This is a genomic window from Paraburkholderia sp. EG286A, assembly GCF_040965375.1.
Classification (GTDB): Bacteria; Pseudomonadota; Gammaproteobacteria; order Burkholderiales; family Burkholderiaceae; genus Paraburkholderia.
Window position 1 is genome coordinate 12,691 of sequence record NZ_JBFRCB010000018.1, and the last position, 23,192, is coordinate 35,882.

Annotated in this window: 14 protein-coding genes and 13 pseudogenes; 15 read left to right on the forward strand and 12 right to left on the reverse strand. The window is 59.1% G+C overall.

Translation table 11 applies throughout. The annotated features are described in order from the left end of the window. Nucleotides 1–249: 249 nt before the first annotated feature. The gene (locus tag AB4Y35_RS40795; protein ID WP_368692146.1) at nt 250–990 is read right to left on the reverse strand and encodes a sulfite exporter TauE/SafE family protein; all 741 of its coding nucleotides are present in this window, start codon (nt 988–990) and stop codon (nt 250–252) included. A gap of 126 nt (nt 991–1,116) precedes the next feature. Continuing rightward, complete coding sequence (locus AB4Y35_RS40800; RefSeq protein WP_368708725.1) at nt 1,117–1,371, reverse strand: hypothetical protein; 255 nt, start codon at nt 1,369–1,371, stop codon at nt 1,117–1,119. Between the two features lie 543 nt (nt 1,372–1,914). On the opposite strand from AB4Y35_RS40800, the gene AB4Y35_RS40805 reads away from it, so the two are divergent. Continuing rightward, the gene (locus AB4Y35_RS40805; RefSeq protein ID WP_368692144.1) at nt 1,915–2,091 is read left to right on the forward strand and encodes a phage integrase family protein; all 177 of its coding nucleotides are present in this window, start codon (nt 1,915–1,917) and stop codon (nt 2,089–2,091) included. A gap of 389 nt (nt 2,092–2,480) precedes the next feature. Here the strand turns inward: AB4Y35_RS40805 and AB4Y35_RS40810 are convergent. Together AB4Y35_RS40810 and AB4Y35_RS40815 are read right to left on the reverse strand one after the other, a co-directional pair. Continuing rightward, nucleotides 2,481–3,137 (reverse strand): annotated as a pseudogene (locus AB4Y35_RS40810) (IS630 family transposase); the annotation flags it as partial. Then, nucleotides 3,097–3,594: pseudogene (locus AB4Y35_RS40815) on the reverse strand (transposase); the annotation flags it as partial. The pseudogenes AB4Y35_RS40815 and AB4Y35_RS40810, both read right to left, overlap by 41 nt. Nucleotides 3,595–4,287: 693 nt before the next feature. On the opposite strand from AB4Y35_RS40815, the gene dmpG reads away from it, so the two are divergent. The 4 genes and pseudogenes from dmpG to AB4Y35_RS40835 form a co-directional block, all read left to right on the forward strand. Further along, on the forward strand, nt 4,288–5,298 hold the full coding sequence (gene dmpG, locus AB4Y35_RS40820; protein ID WP_368692143.1) for a 4-hydroxy-2-oxovalerate aldolase: 1,011 nt from the start codon (nt 4,288–4,290) through the stop codon (nt 5,296–5,298). Nucleotides 5,299–5,313: 15 nt separating this feature from the next. Beyond that, nucleotides 5,314–6,192 carry an acetaldehyde dehydrogenase (acetylating) gene (locus tag AB4Y35_RS40825; RefSeq protein ID WP_368692142.1) on the forward strand — a complete coding sequence of 293 codons (879 nt, stop codon included), beginning with the start codon at nt 5,314–5,316 and terminating at the stop codon, nt 6,190–6,192. 20 nt (nt 6,193–6,212) lie between these two features. Then, the gene (locus AB4Y35_RS40830; protein ID WP_368692141.1) at nt 6,213–7,400 is read left to right on the forward strand and encodes a pyridoxal phosphate-dependent aminotransferase; all 1,188 of its coding nucleotides are present in this window, start codon (nt 6,213–6,215) and stop codon (nt 7,398–7,400) included. A 119-nt stretch (nt 7,401–7,519) separates the two neighbouring features. Next, nucleotides 7,520–7,971: pseudogene (locus AB4Y35_RS40835) on the forward strand (IS5 family transposase); the annotation flags it as partial. A gap of 54 nt (nt 7,972–8,025) precedes the next feature. Here the strand turns inward: AB4Y35_RS40835 and AB4Y35_RS40840 are convergent. Next, nucleotides 8,026–8,700, reverse strand: a pseudogene (locus tag AB4Y35_RS40840) (IS6 family transposase); the annotation flags it as partial. A 269-nt stretch (nt 8,701–8,969) separates the two neighbouring features. Between AB4Y35_RS40840 and AB4Y35_RS40845 the strand changes: the two are divergent. Together AB4Y35_RS40845 and AB4Y35_RS40850 are read left to right on the forward strand one after the other, a co-directional pair. After that, nucleotides 8,970–9,395, forward strand: a complete 426-nt coding sequence (locus AB4Y35_RS40845) for a hypothetical protein (protein WP_368692140.1) — start codon at nt 8,970–8,972, stop codon at nt 9,393–9,395. Between the two features lie 348 nt (nt 9,396–9,743). Further along, entirely contained in the window at nt 9,744–10,007 is a 264-nt protein-coding gene (locus AB4Y35_RS40850) for a DDE-type integrase/transposase/recombinase (protein ID WP_368692139.1), read from the forward strand. Here the strand turns inward: AB4Y35_RS40850 and AB4Y35_RS40855 are convergent. Together AB4Y35_RS40855 and AB4Y35_RS40860 are read right to left on the reverse strand one after the other, a co-directional pair. Next, complete coding sequence (locus AB4Y35_RS40855; protein ID WP_368692206.1) at nt 9,962–10,198, reverse strand: hypothetical protein; 237 nt, start codon at nt 10,196–10,198, stop codon at nt 9,962–9,964. The two genes, AB4Y35_RS40850 and AB4Y35_RS40855, sit on opposite strands and share 46 nt — an antisense overlap. 71 nt (nt 10,199–10,269) lie before the next feature. Next, nucleotides 10,270–10,473: a cold-shock protein gene (locus tag AB4Y35_RS40860; RefSeq protein ID WP_368692138.1), complete on the reverse strand. Its 204-nt coding sequence runs from the start codon at nt 10,471–10,473 to the stop codon at nt 10,270–10,272. Between the two features lie 174 nt (nt 10,474–10,647). Here AB4Y35_RS40860 and AB4Y35_RS40865 point away from each other — a divergent pair. The 3 genes and pseudogenes from AB4Y35_RS40865 to AB4Y35_RS40875 form a co-directional block, all read left to right on the forward strand. Further along, a pseudogene (locus tag AB4Y35_RS40865) lies at nt 10,648–10,999 on the forward strand (DDE-type integrase/transposase/recombinase); the annotation flags it as partial. Nucleotides 11,000–11,319: 320 nt separating this feature from the next. Beyond that, on the forward strand, nt 11,320–11,655 hold the full coding sequence (locus AB4Y35_RS40870) for an H-NS family nucleoid-associated regulatory protein (RefSeq protein ID WP_368692137.1): 336 nt from the start codon (nt 11,320–11,322) through the stop codon (nt 11,653–11,655). Between the two features lie 231 nt (nt 11,656–11,886). After that, nucleotides 11,887–12,039: pseudogene (locus AB4Y35_RS40875) on the forward strand (IS6 family transposase); the annotation flags it as partial. Nucleotides 12,040–12,044: 5 nt separating this feature from the next. Here AB4Y35_RS40875 and AB4Y35_RS40880 read toward each other — a convergent pair. The 3 genes and pseudogenes from AB4Y35_RS40880 to AB4Y35_RS40890 all read right to left on the reverse strand — a co-directional run. Continuing rightward, nucleotides 12,045–12,710, reverse strand: a pseudogene (locus AB4Y35_RS40880) (IS630 family transposase); the annotation flags it as partial. Between the two features lie 984 nt (nt 12,711–13,694). Then, nucleotides 13,695–14,825 (reverse strand): annotated as a pseudogene (locus AB4Y35_RS40885) (IS110 family transposase). 287 nt (nt 14,826–15,112) lie between these two features. After that, nucleotides 15,113–15,514 carry a transposase DNA-binding-containing protein gene (locus AB4Y35_RS40890; protein ID WP_368692198.1) on the reverse strand — a complete coding sequence of 134 codons (402 nt, stop codon included), beginning with the start codon at nt 15,512–15,514 and terminating at the stop codon, nt 15,113–15,115. 124 nt (nt 15,515–15,638) lie between these two features. Here AB4Y35_RS40890 and AB4Y35_RS40895 point away from each other — a divergent pair. From AB4Y35_RS40895 to AB4Y35_RS40915, 5 genes and pseudogenes are all read left to right on the forward strand, one after another. Next, nucleotides 15,639–15,848, forward strand: a pseudogene (locus tag AB4Y35_RS40895) (IS3 family transposase); the annotation flags it as partial. Between the two features lie 854 nt (nt 15,849–16,702). Then, nucleotides 16,703–18,145 (forward strand): annotated as a pseudogene (xdhA, locus tag AB4Y35_RS40900) (xanthine dehydrogenase small subunit); the annotation flags it as partial. Nucleotides 18,146–18,238: 93 nt separating this feature from the next. Beyond that, the gene (xdhB, locus tag AB4Y35_RS40905) at nt 18,239–20,626 is read left to right on the forward strand and encodes a xanthine dehydrogenase molybdopterin binding subunit (RefSeq protein WP_368692205.1); all 2,388 of its coding nucleotides are present in this window, start codon (nt 18,239–18,241) and stop codon (nt 20,624–20,626) included. Nucleotides 20,627–20,658: 32 nt separating this feature from the next. After that, nucleotides 20,659–21,100: pseudogene (locus AB4Y35_RS40910) on the forward strand (integrase); the annotation flags it as partial. A 58-nt stretch (nt 21,101–21,158) separates the two neighbouring features. After that, a pseudogene (locus AB4Y35_RS40915) lies at nt 21,159–21,470 on the forward strand (IS6 family transposase); the annotation flags it as partial. A gap of 460 nt (nt 21,471–21,930) precedes the next feature. Here the strand turns inward: AB4Y35_RS40915 and AB4Y35_RS40920 are convergent. Beyond that, nucleotides 21,931–22,758 (reverse strand): annotated as a pseudogene (locus AB4Y35_RS40920) (IS110 family transposase); the annotation flags it as partial. Between the two features lie 207 nt (nt 22,759–22,965). After that, nucleotides 22,966–23,166, reverse strand: coding sequence for an integrase (locus AB4Y35_RS40925; RefSeq protein WP_368697357.1), 201 nt, complete (start codon nt 23,164–23,166; stop codon nt 22,966–22,968). Between the last annotated feature and the right edge of the window lie 26 nt (nt 23,167–23,192).

Consider the following 23,192-nt stretch of genomic DNA (forward strand, 5'->3'; position numbering starts at 1 on the left):
AAGGCCACGGCAACGTCAGACAGTTTCGACGAGCCCGATATCTGGAGATGAGCCCGTATCCGTCATTTAGTTGACGGGCGACGCAGGATTGCGAGTCCTTGAAGGGTGGCGCAAGCGGCTCCCGTTCGGGCAAGATTTAACGGCCCGAGCACTAACCGCGCCAGCAGTCCACGTGCAGCGAGTCGCTGGAAAGATGGCATCACTGGCACGCCGCTCCTCCTGCCTCTGTTCCTTTAGGACTACAGTGACTCAAACGGGCAGGAGCAGCTTCAAGCTCGCAACCATCAGCACAATGCCCAGCAGAAAATGGATCTGGCGAGGTGATAGCCAACGGCTGCCCAGATGTGCCCCAAACCAGCCTCCCACGATCACCACCAACGCCAACCGACCGATCCCATTGGGAAGGTGATCTGCGGCGTTCCAGGTACCTGCCAGCGCCGCTATGGAATTGCAGAGGATGAACAGCGCGGAAACGGATGCTGCGGTGCGCGTGGAGCACCACCGACAAAGCAACAGAAGTGGTGTCATCAGAACGCCGCCGCCCACCCCGGTCAGCCCCGAGGCAAACCCGATAACCGCTCCGCACACCAGCGCGATCGGCCTGGGAGGTGGTCGCACAGCGTGATCATTTGATGGCTTTCGCGTCAGCGATAACGTTCCGGCAATTAACAACAGGATGCCAAGCAGATACTCAAACCGTGTTTTCTGGAGCGTTATATAGCCGCCCAATAGCGCCATGGGAATGGCCGGAAGTGCAAACGGCCAGAACAGCTGCCAGTTAAAATGCCTGTCGCGAATGAAGCGCCAGTTCGCGACCAGGGAAACGAGGATATTCAGGACGAGCGCGGTGGGCTTGATGATGTCTGGCTCGTAGCCCAACAATGCCATTATGGCAATGTATCCAGAAGCCCCAGCCTGACCTGCGCTCGCGTAAAGCAGCGCAACGGCCAGAAACGCGCCGTAGGTCAGCAGTGTTTGTGTACCGATCATCGCGCATATCAACCAGAAGCCTGAAGTGACAGTATCGCATCCGAAGCTGGCTGAATACTTGCGTTAACTCAGGTAGCCTGCGAACAGGACTGAATCCGCTGTCGAGCATGGATCGGCTATCGTTGATCACCCATCAACAGCATTGCCGGCGGCTTGCAGGCCAGGCATTTTGTGTCGCATCTTCGCGAGCACGATTTGATTTCCGTCGCGCACAACCAGCCCTTCCCTCTCCAGGTTCGCCAGAGGGCGATACAGGGTTGCATGCGCGATCCCGAGCGTGGCCACCCATTGCATGAGTGTGCCAGGCGGCTTGAACCGACCCTCGTCGTTGCGCTCGAGGCGCAGGCAATGCAGGACGCGGTCGCGAGGCGAACGTAGCATCAGACACTCATCGCGGGCGCGGCTGCGCATGAGTTGCCGCGACGGTTGACCTGTTCCACTGTTGAGGTGCTCATCGGATGATGATGCTTCATGCCGGGATCGTGCCCTTGCATCGTGACGATGATCGGACAACTGGGCATCGAACCATTCATGCAGAGACGAGATGAGGCTCGTCCGCAAGTCACGATAGTGGATCTTCAGTTCGCCTGGACGCACTCGCACTAAACTGACACACGGTTGGCTCCTTTTCACGCCGAAGATCCTGGAATCAGGTGTCGCTATGCAAGCGCGCTCGTCCGATGCAGCATCCGTCCGCTTCCCCAGTGATGCGAGGCTCGCTGCTGTGCTCAGCTGGTACGCAGGCATCGGCGCGCGGGAAGCTGTGTCCCGCTATCTCGCTCCTGAACACGTCACGGACACCTCCGCACGCAACATGCTTCGACGCATCCGCCGACGTCTGAGCGCGCACGCACTGGAGCGCAATCGCCCGACCTTGCCGCAGTCTTTCTCGACGGGACGACGCGAGGCGATCGCTCATCCGTCATGCGAGCCATTGAAACACTGCGACGGTCCCCGCTTCCGCGGCCAGCGCTGGCTGACCCCGTGAGCAACTGGCTCACGCCGCGCAGCGTCTCGCCGCTCGAAGCGCACAGATTGTGCCCCCTTGCGGACCTGATCGTGCAAGCCCGGCAACGTCGCCGATGGTGGGAACCAGTCTAGGGACTTGGTGCGGCCGGAACGCGCCGCATCGAGGCGTTCCTCACCGCGCACTCTGAGCTGGTTGAGCGCGCCGACGCCCGGGCCCCGCCACGGCCGACGCCGCTGGAACCATGGGAAACGCTGCGCGTTCCTGAGCGGGTGAACGGCACCCATGGACAGTTCCGGGCACCCCAGGCGACCTGTTTGCTGAAAGCAACCGACGACTACGAGGCAGCGCGGTCATGGCTCGCGCTGCACGAGACTTCAGGGGCTCATCGTGCTTACCTCAAGGAGGCCGAGCGACTGATGCTCTGGGCAATCGTCGAACGAGGTTGCGCACTATCGTCTCTGACGAAAGACGACGCCATCGCGTACCGCAGTTTCCTGCGCCGACCGACACCGGCCACGCGCTAGTCCGTTGAACCGGATGAATTGCACCGGATTCGCCGCGATGGATCGGAGTACTTCCATTTCAATGGGAGCGCTTGCTTGTTGTATTGACGGATGTACCGCATGAGCTTTTTGTCGAGATCCCTGGTGCTGGTGAATACGCCACGCGCAATGACGTCGCGCTGGATGCGGGCAAACCAGTTCTCGACCTGATTCAGCCATGACGAATACGTGGGTGTGTAATGTATCGAGACTTTCGGATGGTCAGCCAGAAATGTTTGAACGGCGTCGGTTTTGTGGCTGCTCACGTTGTCACAGATCACGTGGATCTCCTTTCCGCGCGACTGGGCCGATACCACCTCGGTGAGGAACGCGACAAACTGGGCGCTGGTATGGCGTGGCGCGGTTTTGCCCAGCACTTCGCCAGTTGCGACATTCAATGCGGCGAACAGGCTCAGGGTTCCATTGCGTTTGTATTCGAAGCCATGACTCTCAGCGCGCCCGGGCGAGAGCGGCAACATCCGGTCCTTGCGATCGAGCGCCTGGATGGCCGTCTTCTCGTCCACGCAGAACACCACCGCGTGCAACGGCGGATTGAGGTACAGCCCGATCACATCGGCGGCCTTGGTCTCAAAGTCAGGATCGTTCGACACCATGTGCGTATCCAGACGATGTGGCCAGAATGTCCTCTGGCATTCGGGCCATGCGGGTCAGATTGCTCGCAACCATCGTCAGCTTGAAGTGCTGGTCGACGCGCCGAATGCCACGATAGACCGTCTGCCGGATCCGACCGACTGTTTTACCCCAGCCGAAATGCTCCTCGATTCGCTTGCGGATGATCTGGCTGATCCGGTAGCCCGCGTGCCGTCGATTGCGCTGCCGCCCCAACGTTCATCGTTGCGCGCAACATGCGGTGTCACCTTGCGAGCGCGGCAATCATTCACGAAGTCGCGGGTGTCATACGCCTTGTCGGCGCCAACTGTCTTTGCGTGAGCACTTGGCACGCAATCGAGCAACTGCAACGCACTGGCCCGCTCGGCAGAAACCATCTGCGTGACTGACCACGGCGCCGACCACCAGCCCCGAGCGATTCTCCATCAGGATGTGCCCGTGGTAGCACAGGATCGCCGGGCTCTTGTCGTGCTCGTCAAAATCCCGAGCGTAACAGACCAGCGCATCCAAATTGCACCACTACCGAATACACAACGACCTCGTCCCCACCCCGCTGCCTTCGGTATGTCAACCCGCAGCACCGGTAGTCTTCGCCGCATGACGGCCGCGCTCGCGAGACGAATTGTTCAGGGCGCATGGTGAGAAGCCCACTTTTGCACGTCTAGTCAAGTACACTGCCGGCCGCAGAATCACGCCATTCTCCGTCGCGATCTCTTACAAGGGCTCTGGTGCAAATAGACGGTCCCTCAGCCCATGTCAATTGTCACGTATTGACCGAATGCTTACAAACGAAACGACGACTGTCGCACGTCGGCGGTCCGCACAACAACCTACGTCGGATACCAATCCGCCTGACAGCGTCGCACGTTGCCTGATGGCTCCTTGAGCCTTGAGCCGACTAATCTAAGTCGGCACGATCTGTGCTCTGGAAATATGAAGCGATCTCGCGATCACGCCGTATGACGTCTCGGGCGTCACACAGTAAAGACTAAGTTGCACCGATACGCTTCCCAAAAAATTCAAAAAAAAAGCAAATGCACATATCAAAGATACAGCTGACTTTTTCTGCTCTCTCCTGCCAAAACGGTTGTTCCTGGAAAAGCGCGAACCTGACCATCAATACCCTTCGATCCTGTACAGGGAGTGTCTACACAAATGACCATTTCAATCTACGACCCCACGCTGCGCGACGGGAATCACGCCGTCTCCCACTCATTGTCCCTTGAGGAAATTTCCAGATACTGCCGAGCAGTTGACGGCTGCGGTATCGACGTTATTGAGGTCGGTCATGGTAATGGTCTAGGCGCGTCTTCCCTTCAGCTTGGTATCGCGCGACACCGGGATACCGAAATGCTTGAAACCGCTCGAGCAAACCTGACACGTTCGAAACTCGGAATTCATATGATTCCCGGATTTTCCCGGTTAAGCGACATCGATACGGCACTGCGCATCGGGGTTGAAGTGCTCCGTATCGCAGCGCATTGCACCGAAGCCAGCCTGACTGAAAGCTATATCGAACATGCAAGAGCGAGGAACGCATTTGTGCAGGGCGTCCTGATGATGACTCACATGGCAAGCGCTGAGAGGTTGCTCATCGAAGCCTCGAAGCTGCAGGCCTATGGCGCAAATGCCATCGTCCTGATGGATTCAGCAGGCAATTACGATCCAGACAGCACCCACGAGAAATTGAGCCTGCTGGTCAAAGAGATTAGCATTCCCGTAGGTTTTCACGCTCACAACAATCTCGGCCTGGCCATTGCCAATTCCCTGGCCGCCGCCAAAGCTGGCGCTACCGTCATCGACGGATGTATGCGTGGCTTCGGTGCCGGCGCCGGCAATACCCAGCTGGAGGTGCTGTGCGCAGTACTGGAGCGCTACAGGTTCGAAACCGGCGTTAACGTTTTTGAGTTGTGCCGCGCGGTCGAAAGCCTCTCGGACATCGCACCGGTGAAGACGCCAACAATAGTAAAAACGTCGAATCTGATCAGCGGTCTTTACGGTGTCTGTGGTGGATTCGAAAAACACGTCACACGCGCTGCATCCGAATTCCGCGTCGAACCACGAAAGATCTATGAAGAACTCGCGCGTTGCAACGCAGTGGCGGGCCAGGAGGATCTGATTATTTCGGTCGCCAGTCGCCTGTCTCAATCCGACGCCACCGTTTGACCCTGGAGATCAAAGATGGGACTGAAAACCGCCATTATCGGCAGCGGCAATATCGGCTGCGACATACTCTGCAAGGTTCTCGCAGAACCAGGCCTCGATTGTGCAATATTCGCCGGACGCTCAAAGGAGTCGTCCGGTCTGACGTTCGCACGCGAGCGCGGCGTTGAAACGACGCCCCGCGGCATCGACGGGCTCATGGAGTGCATCGATCAGTTTGATCTCGTTTTTGATGCCACTTCAGCATCGGCGCACGAAGGACACGCCCCCTGCCTGATCGAAGCAGGGAAGGCGATCATCAACCTCACCCCGACGCCTATGGGTGAGCTGTGTGTTCCGTCGCTCAATGGCATGGAGCTGGTCGACGCAAGCAATATCAACATGATTACCTGCGGTGGTCAGGCATCAATCCCGATCGCAGCGGCTATTGCTCGTGCCAACCCGGATGTCCGCTACATCGAGGTCGTATCTTCGATCAGTGCTGAGAGTGCGGGTCCTGCAACGCGTCGCAATCTGAGCAACTATATCACGACGACCGAGAATGCGTTAAAGCAATTCACCCAGTGCGAGGACGTCAAGGCAATCCTGAACATCAACCCTGCCAAGCCGAACGTCTACATGCAGACTGCGGTATCGGCACTGATTGACGAAGTCGATCTTGCGGCAACACAACGCGAAGTCGACCTTGCCGTCAGACAGGTGCAGTCTGCCGTGCCGGGTTATGAGGTGGTCGTCGGTCTTCACTACAGCGGCAACCGTCTGTTCACGATGGTTCGCGTCGAAGGCGCAGGTCACTATCTCGATCCAAGTGCAGGCAATCTCGACATTATTACGGCCAGCGCGACGTATATGGCGGCGCTCAGGGCGCGCAGTTGCGTGGCCGAACTTGTGGCCTGAAACAGCGAGAAGACATATCCATGCCTACGCTTGCCCCTGACCTCGAATTTGCCCGGTTCTGCCCTATCCTCGGCGTAGCTCAAAACGTCAGAAAAGTTCAGGGCCCTGTCATTGATCTCGGTGTCGGACTCCCCGGATTTCTTCCCGCGCCCCATATCGTGCAAGCCGCAGTTACTGCCGCTTGCGAAGATAACGGTGCTTACGGGTCCAGCCGAGGAGATGAGGCACTTCTGACCGCCTATCTGGGTTACCTGCGCCGATCAGGAATCAGCTGCTATTCGGCGAACAATCTGGTTGCAGGTCTCGGTGCGAAGCACCTGCTCTTCAGCGCCCTGAGGGCAATCATCCGCCCGGGCGACAAGGTCGTTGTGCCAACACCTTGCTGGCCAACGTATTTCGACATCGCGGCCCTTGTCGGTGCCGATGTCACCCGGATACCTTGCTGCGCCGCAACGGGTTACAAGATGTCGCCCGAGGCTCTTGAAGGCGCACTCACCGACGAGGTCCGTGCCGTCATCCTGAATTCACCGGGCAACCCGACTGGCGCAGTCTATACCACCGAAGAACTCACATCGCTGGCGCAAGTCATGCGCAAACGGGATATCTGGATCATCTCAGACGATGTCTATCAGCGCTTCGTCTTCGAGATGGACCGTTGTCCCGACCTTTTTTCTGTCGCTCCAGATCTGGCGGAGCGTATCATCAAGGTTGACAGCGCATCGAAGCTCTATGGAATGCCGGGATGGCGGGTTGGCATGATGGCAGCCAACGAAAGGATTGCTGCTGCGGTCACCACGCTCAACTCCAATTCCATTTCAAACCTGCCGTCCGTTACAGCAGCGGCCGCGGCCGCAGCATTCAGCGGCGATCAGTCTTTTTCCTTCGCTGTGAGGGATCGACTGTTCACGCGCAGGCAGCTATTACTTGCGCACCTTGAAGCCGCCCCTCATATCAGCTACAGCGTACCGTCCGGCGCCTTCTACCTGTTTCTGGATATCAGCCAAACCATAGGCAAGCGCAGTCAAGGGAAATTAATCACCGACGACGAAGTGTTCTGCTCCGTCTTGCTGGAGAGCCACGGTGTCGCTCTCATTCCCGGCAGTTTTTTCGGGGCACCCGGACATGTGCGTCTGACCTATTCTGGCGACACAGGGCAGGTTCAGTCCGGTGCATTGCGCTTACGTGAATTTCTGTCGTCCATCTCATGACTGACGTCGTCGTGGAGCGAGGCAATTCGCACATACCGGTAGGGAGCACACCGTATTTTCAGACTGAGTGTGGCTAACACAACCTGGACATGAGGCCATGAAGGCCATATCCTGGCAGCATGTCCAGACGCAAAATCAGTAACGAGTTATGGGCGGCATTGGAGCCACTGATTCCAGTGTTCGCACCATCGCCCAAAGGCGGCCGACGCCGAACGGTAGATGACCGAGCAGCCTTGAATGGCATCCTGTACGTCCTGCAGACTGGCATTCCGGGGAATACCTGCCGAAGGAACTGGGTTTCGGTAGCGGCATGACGTACTGGCCACGACTACGAGACTGGCAGGCCGCAGGTGTTTGGGAGCAATTGCATCTGGCGATGCTTCGCCGGTTGCGTGAGCACGACCAGATTGATTGGGATCGGGCGAGTCTTGATGCCGCCAGTGTTGCCAGCCCCCGGGGGGCCAGGAAACCGACCCCAACCCGACAGACCGGGGCAAGCTCGGCTCGAAACGGCACATCGTCGTAGATGCGCGGCATTCCGCTGGCCATCACAGTCACGGGCGCCAACCGGGGTTCTGGTGCAAATAGGTAAGCGGGTCGAGAAAATCTATATAGGTAGGAAAGCTTACCGATCAAACAGGTCCGCATTCCATACGGCTGGCGCAGCGGCCTCCTTGAGGCCGAGCTTCGCGAGATCGAGCTGCTCCTTGCGAATGCGATGCGTCAACTCGATTCCTGAAATCGTGGTCGCGGCGCTCCCGAATCGCTTGAACCCAAGGATCACGTTCGTTCTGGACTTGATGTGGCGATGGTCTTGCTCGATCACGTTGTTCAGATATTTTGAGGACCGGACCTTCGTGTCTTCAGGCAGCAGACCACCGGTCTTCATTTCGCGCACCACGCGGTGCGAGGCAGCATAGCCGTCGAGCGTGATGGTCTCCGGCGGCTGGCGCCGATCTGCGTTGTTTCTACCGATTCATGTCCCAGCCACAACGCGATGTCTGATTGCCTTCCTGAAAAAGGCTTTTACCGTCTTCACGTCGCGCTTGGCACTGAGCATGAAGTCCACCGTCTGGCCCACCCGATCCACCGCCCGATAAAGAATAGACCCCTTGCCGCACAGCTTGAGATAAGTCTCGTCAAGACGCCAGGACTGGCCGATGGGCCTGCCAAAACGATTCCACCGTTTGACGAACTCCGGTGCAACGCGCCGCACCCAGCGCAGGATCGTCGTGCGGGCCAGCGACAGACCGCGTTCCGCCATCATTTGGCCAGATCCTAGCTTGTAGCGCAGGTACCAGCAACCCCAGCCCATCAAGGTCAAGGGCGGCCAGTGGAAATGTTTGCACTGTCCCGCATGAAAATAACTGCTGCGCCACAGTTCGCGCGGACTGAACTTCATATCAATTATCTTGATGTTAATTGTCTTGTTTCTCCCCTGTCCTCGCGGCAAACTTCTACCTCGCGCTTGCGGCGCGCGGTAGCCAAGCGGACTCTTCTCAAGGATGGTTGGACAGCTTCTTAGCCGTGCATCACGACGCGCTTCCTATAATTCCTTCGGAAACGGATATGGCAGAACTCGAAAAAATTACCGACGACAACCTTGGTACTGTGCAGATTTGGGGGTTCCATGGGAAATGTAGCGTAAGGGACGTCGCAGTGGCTCTTGAGAAGATCGCTGCAGGGCTAGAGGGCGACGGCCATACGATTCATGTGATGTCGGGCACCCACGGCTATTGCGTGGGACAAGTCGGTGCTGTCGCGACACGCGAGCAAAGGTTTGTGGAAGAAGATCGGGCTCTCGCCCACCCCGTGACGGCAGACAACAAGGCCATTGTTGTGGCAGTCCACGACTTCAATACGAACAAGCTGCCGGCTCCCGACTATGTGTCCGCTGCAATGGCTAAGCTCAACAGGGAGATCCGCACGATCGTGGCAGAGACGCCCGGGACTCCTACCTTTCTGCTCGCCTATTGCTGCAGTGCAGGCACGTAGTGGCGGTGATGAGTTCCCCGGGGGGCTTCTTCGAGTTTCCCCGGGGCATGCAACCAATCCACTGCCCGCTCAGCCCGAGCAAGAACGAATGAGCCGTCCCGTTGAGGTCAAATACATTCAAGGCTCCGGTTCAAATAGCGCGCCGAATCGGTTAAGGTGTCGGGCTGAGCGAATTGAGAGCTGGTGATGTGCACGCTGAAGAGCTTGGACGAACTGTTTGCACGCCGTCACTTCGACCGCGATGTGATCAGTTGCTGGTACCTGCGCTACAAGCTTAGTTTGCGCGATCTGGCCGAATGATGGCGGAACGGGGTCTGTCGCTGGGCCCGCACGACGATCCTGCGCTGGGTGCGGTGCGTTGCACCGGAGTTCGTCAAACGGTGGAATCGTTTTGGCAGGCCCATCGGCCAGTCCTGGCGTCTTGACGAGACGTATCTCAAGCTGTGCGGCAAGGGGGTCTATCTTTATCGGGCGGTGGATCGGGTGGGCCAGACGGTGGACTTCATGCTCAGTGCCCAGCGCGACGTGAAGGCGGTAAAAGCCTTTTTCAGGAAGGCAATCAGACATCAGGGCCAGCCACCGAAGACCATTACGGTGCAGTGCGCGAGATGAAGGCCGATGGCTTGCTGTCTGAGGACACGAAGGTCCGATCGTCGAAATATCTCAATAATTTGATTGAGCAGAACCACTGCAACGGCAAGTCCCGGATCGGCTTCAAGCGTTTCAGGAACGCAACGATCACTCTCTCTGGTATTGAGCTGGGACATCATATATGCCACCGCGCCCGTAGTCTGGGAGGCCATCGTGTCTGCTTGATGAGGTATCTTCTATAAAAGAAAAATCTCGTGCAGACCGCCTATTTTCACCAGAGCAGTCAAAGTAGTTCGATGCTTGTCGCAAGCTTGCCCTTAGGACCATCTTTTACGTCGAATCTCACTCGCACGTTCTCCCGCAAGGTCTTGAAGCCCTCCACACGGATTTCAGAGAAGTGCGCAAACACGTCAGTGCTTCCATCATCTGGTGTGATAAACCCAAAGCCCTTTGACTCGTTAAACCACTTTACTGTACCTGTTGCCATCTTTCTTCCCCGATCCCATTGTCCGGAAATACGTATCTTCGTTGGAAGATTAACAGTGCAGGACGATTTGTGAATTGATCATTATCAAAACTCCCCATGCTAATGCATCGACGGTGTACTGCCAGCGGTTGATGAGGCTCTCAGTTTATTGAATTGGGACGGTAGAATGAGGTAATGAAGAAGACAAAATCGCTTTATCATGGTCATCACTTTCCTGCTATCGTCATCAGCTGCGCGGCGTCGAGGAGTTGCTGCTCGATCATCGTGTTGTGGTCACGTACGAGACGATCCGCTGCTGGTGCGAGAAGCTTTTGGCACTCGATTCGCCCAGCGCGCCAAAGCGGCGCGGCCCAAGCCGGGCAGCACATCGCATCTGGACGAGATGTTCGTGATGCTGCGCGGCGAGCGGTATCTGTTGTCGCGAGCGGTCGACGAGCATGGCGCTGAACTCGACGTGCTGGCGCAAAAGCGGCGCGATAAGGCCGCAGCAAAGCGTTGCTTCCGGAAGGTGCTGCGTTCAAACCCGGTAAGGATACTATGCGTTCTTCGATAAAGGTAATCCACGCCCGCTAACTTGACAGTACCGTCGCACGCTCTATTGCACAGGAAGAGAGCCATTGTCCGAGCAAGATGCGCAACGTGGTAAGGGAATCAGGAGCGTGGCGTTGAACGCGCTGGACTGCCAATACCTGGTTATCTGAAAAGGATGTCTCCTTTAATGGGGTTGGCAAACTCCATCGCTTAACTTGACAAAGCCTGACAAGGCTTTCCAGACGTGGAAGCCGACTGCACCGAATGCGGCCGGCTCGAACTGATCGCATCAACTAGCACGGAGGACAGAATTAGGTGAAAGGCGATACGTACAAGCACCTCATCGCCGAGCTGCAAAAGTTGAACCGGCGCATCGAGAGTGCGAGGCAGGACGAACGGCAGAACGTTTTGCGGGAGATTCGTGAGAAGATGACCGAGTGGGATATTACTTCGAACGAGCTCCGGCGATATCGACGTGGCACGTACCACGTGAAGCCGGTTGTCGCGAAGTACCGAGACCCGGCCACTGGTCTTGAGTGGAGCGGCCGGGGCCGTGAACCGGCCTGGATCTCTGGCAAGGATCGCAGTCTGTTCCTCATCGAGAACAACTATGCACCAGCCGGCACGCTGCGGGCCGTTCGCGCTGGTTAGCTCTCTCTAAGGCTGCGCTACGCATCGAGCCTCGTTCCGAGTCTTTGGCCAGGTGCGGCCGAGCGGCCGCACGTAGGCGCTCGCCGCGCGGGGTTCATCTCGGTTTCGGTTTGTGCCTGTGGCCGTTTCCCCTGATTTGCCGTCCTGTCATGCGACGATAGCTAACTACGACCATCAAGGGCTGCGCCGGGCTCTATCAGATTAGTGAAATGGTGGCGATAGAGTGACGTAATGAAGAAGACAAAACCGCTTTATCATGGTCATCGCTTCCCTGCCATCGTAGTCAACTGCGCGGTTCGCTGGTATTTCCGGTTCAGCCTGAGCCTGCGCGACGTCGAGGCGTTGCTGCTCGAACGTGGTGTCGTGGTCACGTACTGGACGATCTGCTGCTAGTCCATTGAACCGGATGAATTGCACCGGATTCGCCGCGATGGATCGGAGTACTTCCATTTCAATGGAAGTGCCTGTTTGTTGTATTGACGGATGTAACGCATGAGCTTTTTGTCGAGATCTTTGGTGCTGGTGAATACGCCACGCGCAATGACGTCGCGCTGGATCCGGGCAAACCAGTTCTCGACCTGATTCAGCCATGACGAATACGTGGGGGTGTAATGTATCGAGACCTTCGGATGGTCAGCCAGAAATGTTTGAACGGCGTCGGTTTTGTGGCTGCTCACGTTGTCGCAAATTACATGAATCTCTTTTCCGCGCGGCTGTGCCGACATCACCTCGGTAAGGAACGCAACAAACTGGGCGCTGGTATGGCGTGGCGCGGTTTTGCCCAGCACTTCACCGGTGGCGACATTCAATGCGGCGAACAGGCTCAGCGTGCCGTTACGTTTGTATTCGAAGCCATGGCTCTCGGCGCGCCCGGGCGAGAGCGGCAACATCCGGTCCTTGCGATCCAGCGCCTGGATGGCTGTCTTCTCGTCCACGCAGAACACCACCGCATGCAACGGCGGATTGAGGTACAGCCCGATCACATCGGCGGCCTTCGCCTCAAAGTGGGGATCGTTGGACACCATGTGGGTATCGAGACGATGTGGCCGAATATCTCGAAGCGATGCTTGCGATGAGGTAGCAAGCCCTTCAGAAGGCATCTCCGCCACGCTGCAAACTAGGACGCTACTGGCCGACCGGCGAGCTCCTGAGCTTCCTGAATAGTCTGTAGCGTCACGAAACTATGTCGGGTGTCGGGACGAGTACGTCCGCTTTGCGAACTGCAAACTGCAATCTTCGAACGGTCGCTGATCGCCCAATCATGTCACCCCACGTAATCAGGAAGGGAAGAGAGTGCCTCATGTACTAAACCGCTGACGTAGACCGCAATAACTCTGACACCGTTGCGTCATAAAAAGTGTCATCCATTGAAAGGCGTGGATCAAGAGATAAATACTCCTCTCTCAGGTTTTGCTACCCTGCTTAGCTGAAACAGTTTCAGCCCCCCCACGACGTCGACGCGCATGAGCATGCATCCGGTTTTTCGGTCGCTTGGTTGCAGAACTAGTCTCCACCACTCATCCATCGGGATCAAGGCGAAGGCCGGTGTTCTGGCGTTCGCCCGTGGCTCATGAAGGGCTCCCAGAAAACCATCGGTACCAGACCGGTGTCCACGGGAGTATTCACCAATGATCGGCTTGCTGCGTTAGCAGTGCCAGGCTCATTTCGGTTCATGGTCTGGGCATCCCAACGGTCGCTGATCGCGGACGGCGGGAGCGCGCGGCCCAATCGCATGAAAGTTACGCGATCGCAAAGGTCGGTTGCCTCAGTCACCAACATAAGCACCCGTGCCACTGACCTCTCAATCGCCGCCAGAGGCGGGACGGAGCCCCTTACCGCGCGAGCGGTTTAGTCCATTCGGCCGTAGCGGACATTGCGGGCCACTCGGTTGTACGTCAGCAATGTGGCCAATTGCTGACAGTTGCCGCTGAGCACCCCGACGTCAGCTTCCTGCATCAGCGAACTCACACTTCCGAGCCGTTGCAGTCGCTCGAACCGCCGCGACAACTGCGGCAGGTAACGTGCCCCTATGTGATTCGTCAAGCATTAGGGGCGGATTTCGGTTGATAGAAGGTGGCATCACGCAGCATGGCGAACAGCACGTCGCAGCGACGTCTGGCGAGAGCAATGAGCGCCTGATTGTGGCGCTTGCCCTGCTGGACCTTGCGAGCGTAATAGTCCTTGGAGACCGGGTCCCGTAAGGCGGCAAAGGCAGAGAGGAAGAGCGCTCTCTTGAGCACCTTGTTGCCTCGTCTGGACGGGTGTTCGCCACGGAGGAACCAGAGCGTCGTGTCACCGGCGCAAGGCCGGCGTAGGCGGCAAGATGCGCGGCTGAGGCGAAGGCTTTGTGAGCGACTTCGGTGAGGAGTCTGGCGGCGGTCCTGACGCCGACTCCCGGCATACTGGTCAGGACCGGCCAAAGAGGGTGTGCATGCACCAAGCATTCCATTTCGCTGGCAACTTCGTCGCGTTGCTTACGCAAGGCGGCGAGCTGCTGGGCCAAACGTGGCATGACGATGGTCGCGGCCTGCGTGCCGGGCACGACCACAGCTTCGCCTGAACGATTTCGGCCGCGAGGCTTTTGCCCATGCGGGGTGCGAGTTTGGTGAGGCGGTTAGCAAGAGTCTTCTCGCTGGCGGCCGCAAGTTCGGCGGGCGACGGATATCGCTCGAGCAGGTCAAGCACGGCCGGATGGTCGAGGCGCGGTCCCAGAACCCGCTCCAGAGCGGGATGAATCTGGGTGAGCAGGCCGCGAATACGGTTGCTGGTCTGCGTGATTTGCGCGGCGAGATCGTCATCGAAGCCGCACAGCATGGTGAGTTCAGCGAGTTGCTCATCAGCCAATCGAAGCGAGCGCAGTGTATGCGGCATCGAGCGGGCGGCTTCTGCAATGATGGCGGCATCGCGGGCGTCGGTCTTGGCTTCACCGGCATGCAGATCGGCGATGCGGCGCATGGCCAGACCCGGCAGATAGGCGACCAGGACACCTTCATCACGGCCAGCGCGCTGACGGTGGCGGGCTGATCGACGACGAACAGAAGTTGGCCGTGCGCCTTGAGTTCGGAGATGAGCGCGCGCAGTTTGGCCTCATCGTTGGGCAGCGCTTTGTTGTACAGGCGCTTTCCATTCCGATCGAGAGCGACGGCATGATGGTGGCCTTTGCTGCGCAGCTGATGACGATGACAGGGAAGCGGTGACCGTGATAAAGCGACTTTCTTTTCTTCATCGCTTCATTCTACCCCCGCTCCTGCGTCAACCTGACAGAGCCCATCGTAGACATCGCCTTCGCGATCGCTCACGCCGATGACTTGCGTATGCGGACAGTGTATCTTGAGTATGCCCAGCTGCTCGATACCTTCGAGCCATTTCGCGCTCTCTTTCTCTTGTACGCTTCGTTGTCCGCGCAGATGTTTCTTACCCAACTCCTCCGGCCTACGTATCCACGTCTTCAGGCCGATCACGCCGAGTGGCAGTCCCTCAGGCGTGAGCGCAAGCAGCCTGTATAACCACGAACGTGTGGATCGGAGCCATATCCCAGACCTTCGGTTGCCCGCAAATGAGACAAATTGAACTCAGTGGTGTCCTGAACCGCAAGTACGATCGGCACCTGCTGCATGCGACAAAGCGTTTGGCCGATGTGCGCGCTCAGCACGCCATCAACATCCACCTGTGGGTTATCGAAAAACCGATAAGCCGCCTTCAGTTCAGAAGCATTGAACGATTGCGGAAAAGAGCAATGCGGACTCGTCGAAAGCCTACGCGGCAGCATCACGAGCCGTCTGGTCAGGCGAGCGTCGCCAAGTTCGGCAGCACCAAACTCTTCACTTGCCCAGTCATCGAGATCAGGGGTGTGCGACAACGCCCGGCATCACGGATCATGAACGGCTCCAAAGTTAACATCCGCTGTCTTCGTTTACAGACCATCCCATCGCAGAATTACGAACAATTTGCGGGTAATTCCGAGGGAAAACCCGGGGCAGTTCAACTGCTTCGACAACGCACCGATTGAGTCGTTCTGGGGTACATTCAAAAGTGAGCTGGTCTATCATCGACGCTTCGCCACACGCGAAGAGGCACGGCGAGCCATCACCGAATACATTGAGATCCTCTTTAACAGGCAACGCAGGCAGGATCGACTTGGCTACCTGTCACCTGTGCCATTCACGCAGCGATACCATCTGAATCAGGTCGCTGGTCAACCCGTTGGCGTCCACGCGTTCCGATCGACTACCTCACTTGTCAGATTTTCGACAATGTCGGGAAGAAGCCAAGGTATTGCCAAGTGATCGCGTTGTCCTGCATGACTTTTTTGGTTTGGCACGACACTTGCGGCATCTCGATCACGCTAGCCTCCACGAGGAAAATTCATGGTTCGACTCACCAATCCCCCGCGCAACCTCGCCTACGGCCACGCTTGTCGGTTGCCGCAGAGGTGATGCGCGCTATCTGGCACAGAGCCAACGGCATATCTTCCGCCCGCTGACGTGGATCGCCACCAATTGACCAGAGTCTGCGCGCCGGGCCGCTGCAAAGGGCGCAAATATCGCATGCGTAGGACCGGCGCCGTTCGGAAGTTTACTGACGCATACGTACCGAGGACGGGCACAACACGGGCGCAGACGGCCAATCATCATTTTTCGGGTCGCTTGTTTCGCATGATTGTGATCCACCAATCTGCAAACCATGCATATTCGGTCGCGGCACCTGCTTTCGAGAGCGATGGCTTAAAAACTTCAAATACTCGTACGACCTCAATGCAATTCCCTTCCACCAAACCACAACCTTAGACGCCGCAGTAGAGAGTGAATTGTGCGTAGTAGGAACAGCAGCTCTTGTGAGACAGACTCTGCTCGATCAGTTGGAAGAGGCGGGGCCAACTATCTTCTTTGCCAGCTCGCGTTTGGGAATCTGCATGCCTCATTTTGCACGGCTATGACCATTGAATCCGAATTGATGAGCCGAATTGCATGAATACGATTGTCCCGAAGTCCGCTTTTGCGGCCCCATGCGTAACGCCCGCCCGATCCGCACTGTCTTCCGATTCGCCATGACAACGCAAACCATCCGCTTCTATCACCAAGGGGCCGTCCGCGAGGTCGCGGGCGTTCCGGCGACGCGCACCGTGCTGACGCACCTGCGCGAGGACTTACACTGCACCGGCACCAAGGAGGGCTGCGCGGAAGGCGGTTGCGGCGCGTGCACGGTCGTGATCGGTGAACTCGACGCGCGTGGCGAACTCACGCTGAAGGCGGTCAACGCCTGCATCCAGTTCCTGCCCACGCTCGACGGCCGCGCCCTCTTCACAGTCGAAGACCTGCGCGCCGCGACCGGCGCGCTGCATCCGGTGCAGCAGGCGCTGGTCGATTGTCACGGTTCACAATGCGGCTTCTGCACGCCCGGCTTTGTGATGTCGATGTGGGCGCTGTACGAGAACCAGCCCGCCAGTGCCGGCCTGCCGACCCGCGACGAAATCGACGCCTCGTTATCCGGCAATCTGTGCCGCTGCACAGGCTACCGGCCGATCATCGATGCTGCACAGAGGATGTTCGACTATGTGCAGCATCCGCGCGTCGCGCTCGATCGCGATGCGATCGCGGCCACGCTGCGCACACTGCAACGCAAGGACACGTTCGAATACAGCGCGCCCGACACCCGCGGCCCCACATTCGGCTCGCCGACCTTCCACGCCCCGCGCACGCTCGAGGCGTTCGCGACGCTGCGCATGCAGCATCCGGACGCGCGCATCATCGCGGGCAGCACCGACGTCGGCTTATGGGTCACCAAGCAGTTGCGCGATCTCGGCGACCTGCTGTACATCGGCAACGTCGCCGAGTTGAAAGCGATCGCGCGCGACGCGCATACGCTGACCATCGGCGCGGCGGTCACGCTCGAAGACGCGTACGCGGCGCTCACCGCCGACTACCCTGAGCTCGCCGAACTTTGGACGCGCTTCGCATCGCTGCCGATCCGCAATGCGGGCACGCTCGGGGGCAACGTCGCGAACGGCTCGCCGATCGGCGATTCGATGCCGGCACTGCTCGCGCTGGGCGCCGACGTCGAGCTGCGCCGCGATCGCAGGACCCGCACGCTGCCGCTCGACGCGTTCTACCTCGGCTATCAGAAGACCGCGCTCGCGCCCGGCGAATTCGTCAGCGCGCTGCGCGTGCCGCGCCCGGGCGGCGCGCTACGGTTTCGCACCTACAAGGTCGCGAAACGTTACGACCAGGACATCTCGGCGGTGTGCGCGGCGTTCGCGCTGCACGTCGCGGAAGACGGCACGATCCGCACGGCGCGCGTCGCGTTCGGCGGCATGGCGGCGACACCGAAGCGCGCCACCCACACTGAAGCCTTGCTCAACGGCGCCGCGTGGAACGACGAGACCGTCCGTCTCGCGATGGACGCGCTCGCCGCCGATTACCAGCCGCTCACCGACATGCGCGCGTCGCGTGCGTATCGGCTGAAGGTCGCGCGCAATCTGCTGTGGCGCTTCCGTCTCGAAACGCGCGCCGACGCGCCGCTCGCGTCTCTGCGACGTCAACACAATCGCGTTCGCGGCGAACGCAGCCGCGAAACAGTCGCCGTGATGAACCGGACGGATGCCTTTGTCGAACGCGCGGCCGAGCGTGCCGATCAACGCCATGCGACGCCTAACGATGGCGAGAGCGGCGCGTCAATCGGTGTGCCGTTGCCACACGAATCCGCCGCGCTGCACGTAAGCGGCGAAGCGACCTACACCGACGACATCGCCGAGCTGCACGGCACGCTGCACGCGGCCCTTGGCCTGTCGCGCCATGCGCATGCGCGCATCGTGAAGTTAGACCTCGACGCGGTCCGAAACGCGCCCGGCGTCATAGCGGTGCTGTGCGCCGACGATATCCCCGGCGAAAACAATAGCGGCCAATTAGTGCACGACGACCCGATCCTCGCTGACGGCGAAGTGCTGTACCTGGGTCAGCCGGTCTTCGCGGTGATTGCAGAGAGCCACGAACTTGCCCGCCGCGCCGCCACGCTGGCGAAAAGCGACGACGTGATCCAATATGAGCCGCTCGACGCGATCCTCACCGCAGCCGATGCTAAAGCCGCGAATCAGTTCGTGCAGCCGCCGCTGCATCTGCGGCGTGGTGACCCCAACGCGAAGATCGCCGCCGCACCGCATCGGCTCGCCGGTAGGTTCGAGGTCGGCGGCCAGGAGCATTTCTATCTCGAAGGCCAGATCGCCTATGCGGTGCCGCAGGAGATGGACGGCATGCTTGTCTACAGCTCGACGCAGCATCCGAGCGAAAACCAGCAGGTCGTCGCGGATATGCTCGGCTGGCCCGCACATAACGTCGTGTGCGAATGCCGGCGCATGGGCGGCGGCTTCGGCGGCAAGGAATCGCAGTCGGCGCTGTTCGCGTGCGTGGCTGCGCTTGCGGCGCAACGCCTGCATCGGCCGGTCAAGCTGCGCGCCGATCGCGACGACGACTTTCTGATCACCGGCAAGCGCCACGACGCCGTGTACGAATACGAAGCGGGCTTCGACGATCGGGGCCGACTGCTCGGCGTGCGCGTCGAAATCGCATTGCGCGCCGGCTATTCCACCGATCTGTCCGGCGCGGTCGCAACGCGCGCGGTGTGGCACTTCGACAACGCGTACTACCTGTCCGACGTCGATATCGTCGCGCTGTGCTGCAAAACCAATACGCAGTCGAACACCGCGTTTCGGGGCTTCGGCGTACCGCAGGCCGCGCTCATGATGGAGGTGTTGCTCGACGGCATCGCGCGCGAGTTGCGGCTCGATCCGCTCGACGTGCGGCTCGCGAATTACTACGGCATAGGCGAACGCGATACGACGCCGTACGGACAGCGCGTCGAAGATAACATCCTCGCGCCACTGACCGACGCGCTGCTCGATTCGAGCGACTACCGCGCGCGTCGCGCGGCGGTCGCCGAATTCAACGCAAAGAGTCCCGTGCTCAAACGCGGCCTCGCGTTTTCGCCGGTCAAGTTCGGCATCTCGTTCAACGTGGCGTTCCTGAATCAAGCCGGCGCGCTCGTGCACGTATACAAAGACGGTTCCGTGCTCGTCAATCATGGCGGCATCGAGATGGGCCAAGGGCTCAACACGAAAGTCGCGCAGGTGGTCGCGAATCAGTTCGGCTTGCCGTTATCGCGCATACGGGTGACCGCAACCGATACCTCAAAAATCGCCAACACCTCCGCTACCTCGGCCTCGACAGGCAGCGACCTGAACGGCATGGCCGCCGAAGCCGCCGCGCAGACGATCCGCGCGCGCCTGGCTGAACTCGCGGCGCGTCAGCTCGGCGGCGACGCCAACGACGTGCAGTTCGCGCGCGGCAGCGTCTCGGTGAACGGCAACGCGCTGACGTTCGAACAGCTGATCAACGCCGCGTATCTGGCGCGCGTGCAATTGTGGTCGGACGGCTTCTACGCGACGCCGAAAGTGCATTGTGATGCGGAGACGCTGACCGGTCGTCCGTTATATTACTTCGCGTATGGCGGGGCGGTGTCGGAGGTGGTCGTCGATACGCTGACCGGCGAGTCGAGGCTCGTACGCGCGGACGTGCTGCACGACGCGGGCCGATCGATCAATCCGGCGATCGATCTCGGCCAGATCGAAGGCGGCTTCATTCAGGGCATGGGCTGGCTCACCACCGAGGAACTCTGGTGGAACCGCGACGGCCGCCTGATGACGCACGCGCCGTCGACATACAAGATTCCCGCGCTCAGCGACACGCCCGCTGCGTTCCACGTGCGGCTCTACGACAACAGCAACGCGGAGCCGACCGTGTTCCGCTCGAAGGCTGTAGGCGAGCCGCCGTTCCTGCTGTCGCTCTCGGTGTTTCTCGCGATTCGCGACGCGATCGCGGCCGCGGTGCCGGGCTCGCAACATGCTCCGTCATTGCGTGCGCCGGCGACGCCCGAGGCGATACTCGACGCGCTGGACGCATTGAGCGCTTCGAATGCGTAGCACGACGCGGAGAGATCGGCGCTGTCACGTGCGGCCTACAAGCATAATTCCTGCAGCAGTGCCGCCAAGTGGGCTTGACTGCGGTGGACTATCCGTTCAATACGGCACGCCAGGCGATTCGCTCCCTCTCAGCGTGCGTGAAGGCGGAGCTGGCTACGCAGCTTCGGTACTGCTGCACGCGCGGCTGGCGCCTCGCACCTCAAAGGCTTGCCTCGCCCCGAGGATCAGGCAGGCGCGCCACCGGCAAGCCGCCCCTATCAGGTCGTCGAACTCGATGGTCACAAGCTCGACATCCGGCTCAAGGTAGTCGTGTCCGATCCGCTGGGCTTGAAGCACGAGTTCGAAATCGAGCGGGTCTGGCTGCTTGTCATCATCGACGTCTGCACGCGCGCCGTGCTCGGCTACCACCTTGTGCTCGCTCGTGAGTACAGCCGCTACGACGTCATCGAGAGCATCGAGAAGGCGCTTGAACCGGATCTGTCGCAATAAGGCGGTCTGCTATGCTGACGGGCCTTAATGCGTGACTTGATCGATGACCGAGAAGCTGAGTCCGGCCGTGGCAAAAGTACTCAAACGGTTGCATTACCCGCTAGACGTAATGTTGCTGTGCGTTCGATGGTACGTGGCCTATGCGCTGAGCCTGCGTCATCTCGAACGGATGATGGCCGAGCGCGGGGTTGCGGTCGATCATTCGACGGTTCATCGTTGGGCACTCAAACTGTTGCCGGTCCTGGAGAAGGCGTTTCGACAGTGCAAACGGACAGTGGGCAGGAGCTGGAGGATGGACGAGACCTACATTCGAATCAGGGGTGAGTGGCGCTATCTCTACCGGGCTGTCGACAAGCGTAGAACGCAATAATTCTGACACCGTCGCGCCATTAAAAGTGTCATCCATTGAAAGGCGTGGATCAAGAGATAAATACTCTTCTCTCAGGCTTTACCCTGCTTAGCTGAAACAGTCTCAGCCCCTACCACGTCGACGCGCATGAGCATGCGTCCGGTTTTTCGTTCGCTTGGGTTGCAGAACTGGTCTGCACCAGTCATCCATCGGCATCAAGGCAAAGGCCGGTGTTCTGGTATTCGCCCGTGGCTCATGAAGAGCCCCAGAAAACCATCGGTACCAGACCGGTGTCCACGGGAGTATTCACCAATGATCGGCTTGCTGCGTTAGCAGTGCCAGGCTCATATCGGCTCATGGTCTGGGCATCCCAGCGGTCGCTGATTGGGGGCGGCGGGAGCGCGTGGCCCAATCACTAGACTGGGTTCACGCCAACACTTTTACCGGGCTCACGGCCCCGCCGGATCTAACCAAAGTATTTGGTCACCTCGAATGGTTTGCCATCTCGCAACATGTAGAACGCGGCACGGGCGAGCTTGTGCGCGAGAGCCTTCATAGCGACCACGGGCATGCGCCGGGCTTTCTTGCGCTCATAAAAGCGTCTCGCCTGCGGACAGCTGCGCATGGCAACAGCGGCAGCTTCAATGAAGGCCCAGGAGAGGTACTTGTTGCCGTTTTTGGCATTGCCTTCGCCTTTCTTCCTGCCGTTCGAGACGCGCCTGCTTTCTACGCACCGACAGTACGAGCTGAACTGGCCGACAGTGCGAAAGCGGGTTATGGTGCCGGTCTCCAGCATGATCGTGGTCGCGAGTGTGACTCCGATACCAGGCGCAGTTTTGAGGATCGCGAACTCGGGACGCAGTTTTACTTCGCGATGAAGTTTCGACTCGATTACCCTGATCTGTGCTTGCAGAGTGTGCACGACAGCGAGGTTTGCCGCCAGGGCAGTCTCGATATGGGGCGGCAAACCTAGTGAAGTTACGGCCGCGCTATCGAGATGGCGGACCTGCTCTGCGTTGAGGCGCAGATTCAGCTGCCGGGCCAGGATGTTCTCGATACTGAGGGTGTTCAGCGTGCTCTGCTGTACGAGTTGCATGCGCTTGCGAGCGAGATCACGCAGGCCTCGCTCCTCCGGCGGATAGGTGTAGCCTTCTGGCAGCAGCCCAAGGCGGAAGATATGGGCGAGAAACACAGCATCTCGTTCATCGCCTGCGTACTTCAGGCCCTCGTACTGCTTGATGGCGGCGGTATTTGCCAAATGGACGACAAAGCCCGCGGCCATCAAGCCATCGACAAGCCAGTACCAGTTAAACGTTCTATAGAAACATTTCTATAGAACCTATTATGGACGCCCCGGGATTATGCATGCTTTGCCGTTGAGTGGAGCGGAGCGCACGGCGTGGGTTCCGATATAAATCGAATTATGGACCGTGCCGCGCGCGTATTTGAGTTCTTGAGCAATGCAGGGTTCAGTTAGCGAATCGTTCTTGGCCGTGCATAATCACAAGCCCTCGAGAAACTGCAGTACGCGGTCAGTGGGCCTGTATCGGTGTTGCCTGCTGTGAGGTAATTGAAGCGTACTGAGGGCTCTTTCCTTCATTGCCAGGTCCGCCTCGATGTACATGTGCGTGGTCGCTGGGTTCTCGTGACCGAGCCACAGCGCAATGACCGTAAGGTCAACGCCAGCCTGAAGCAGGTGCATGGCAGTCGCGTGCCGAACCAGGTGCG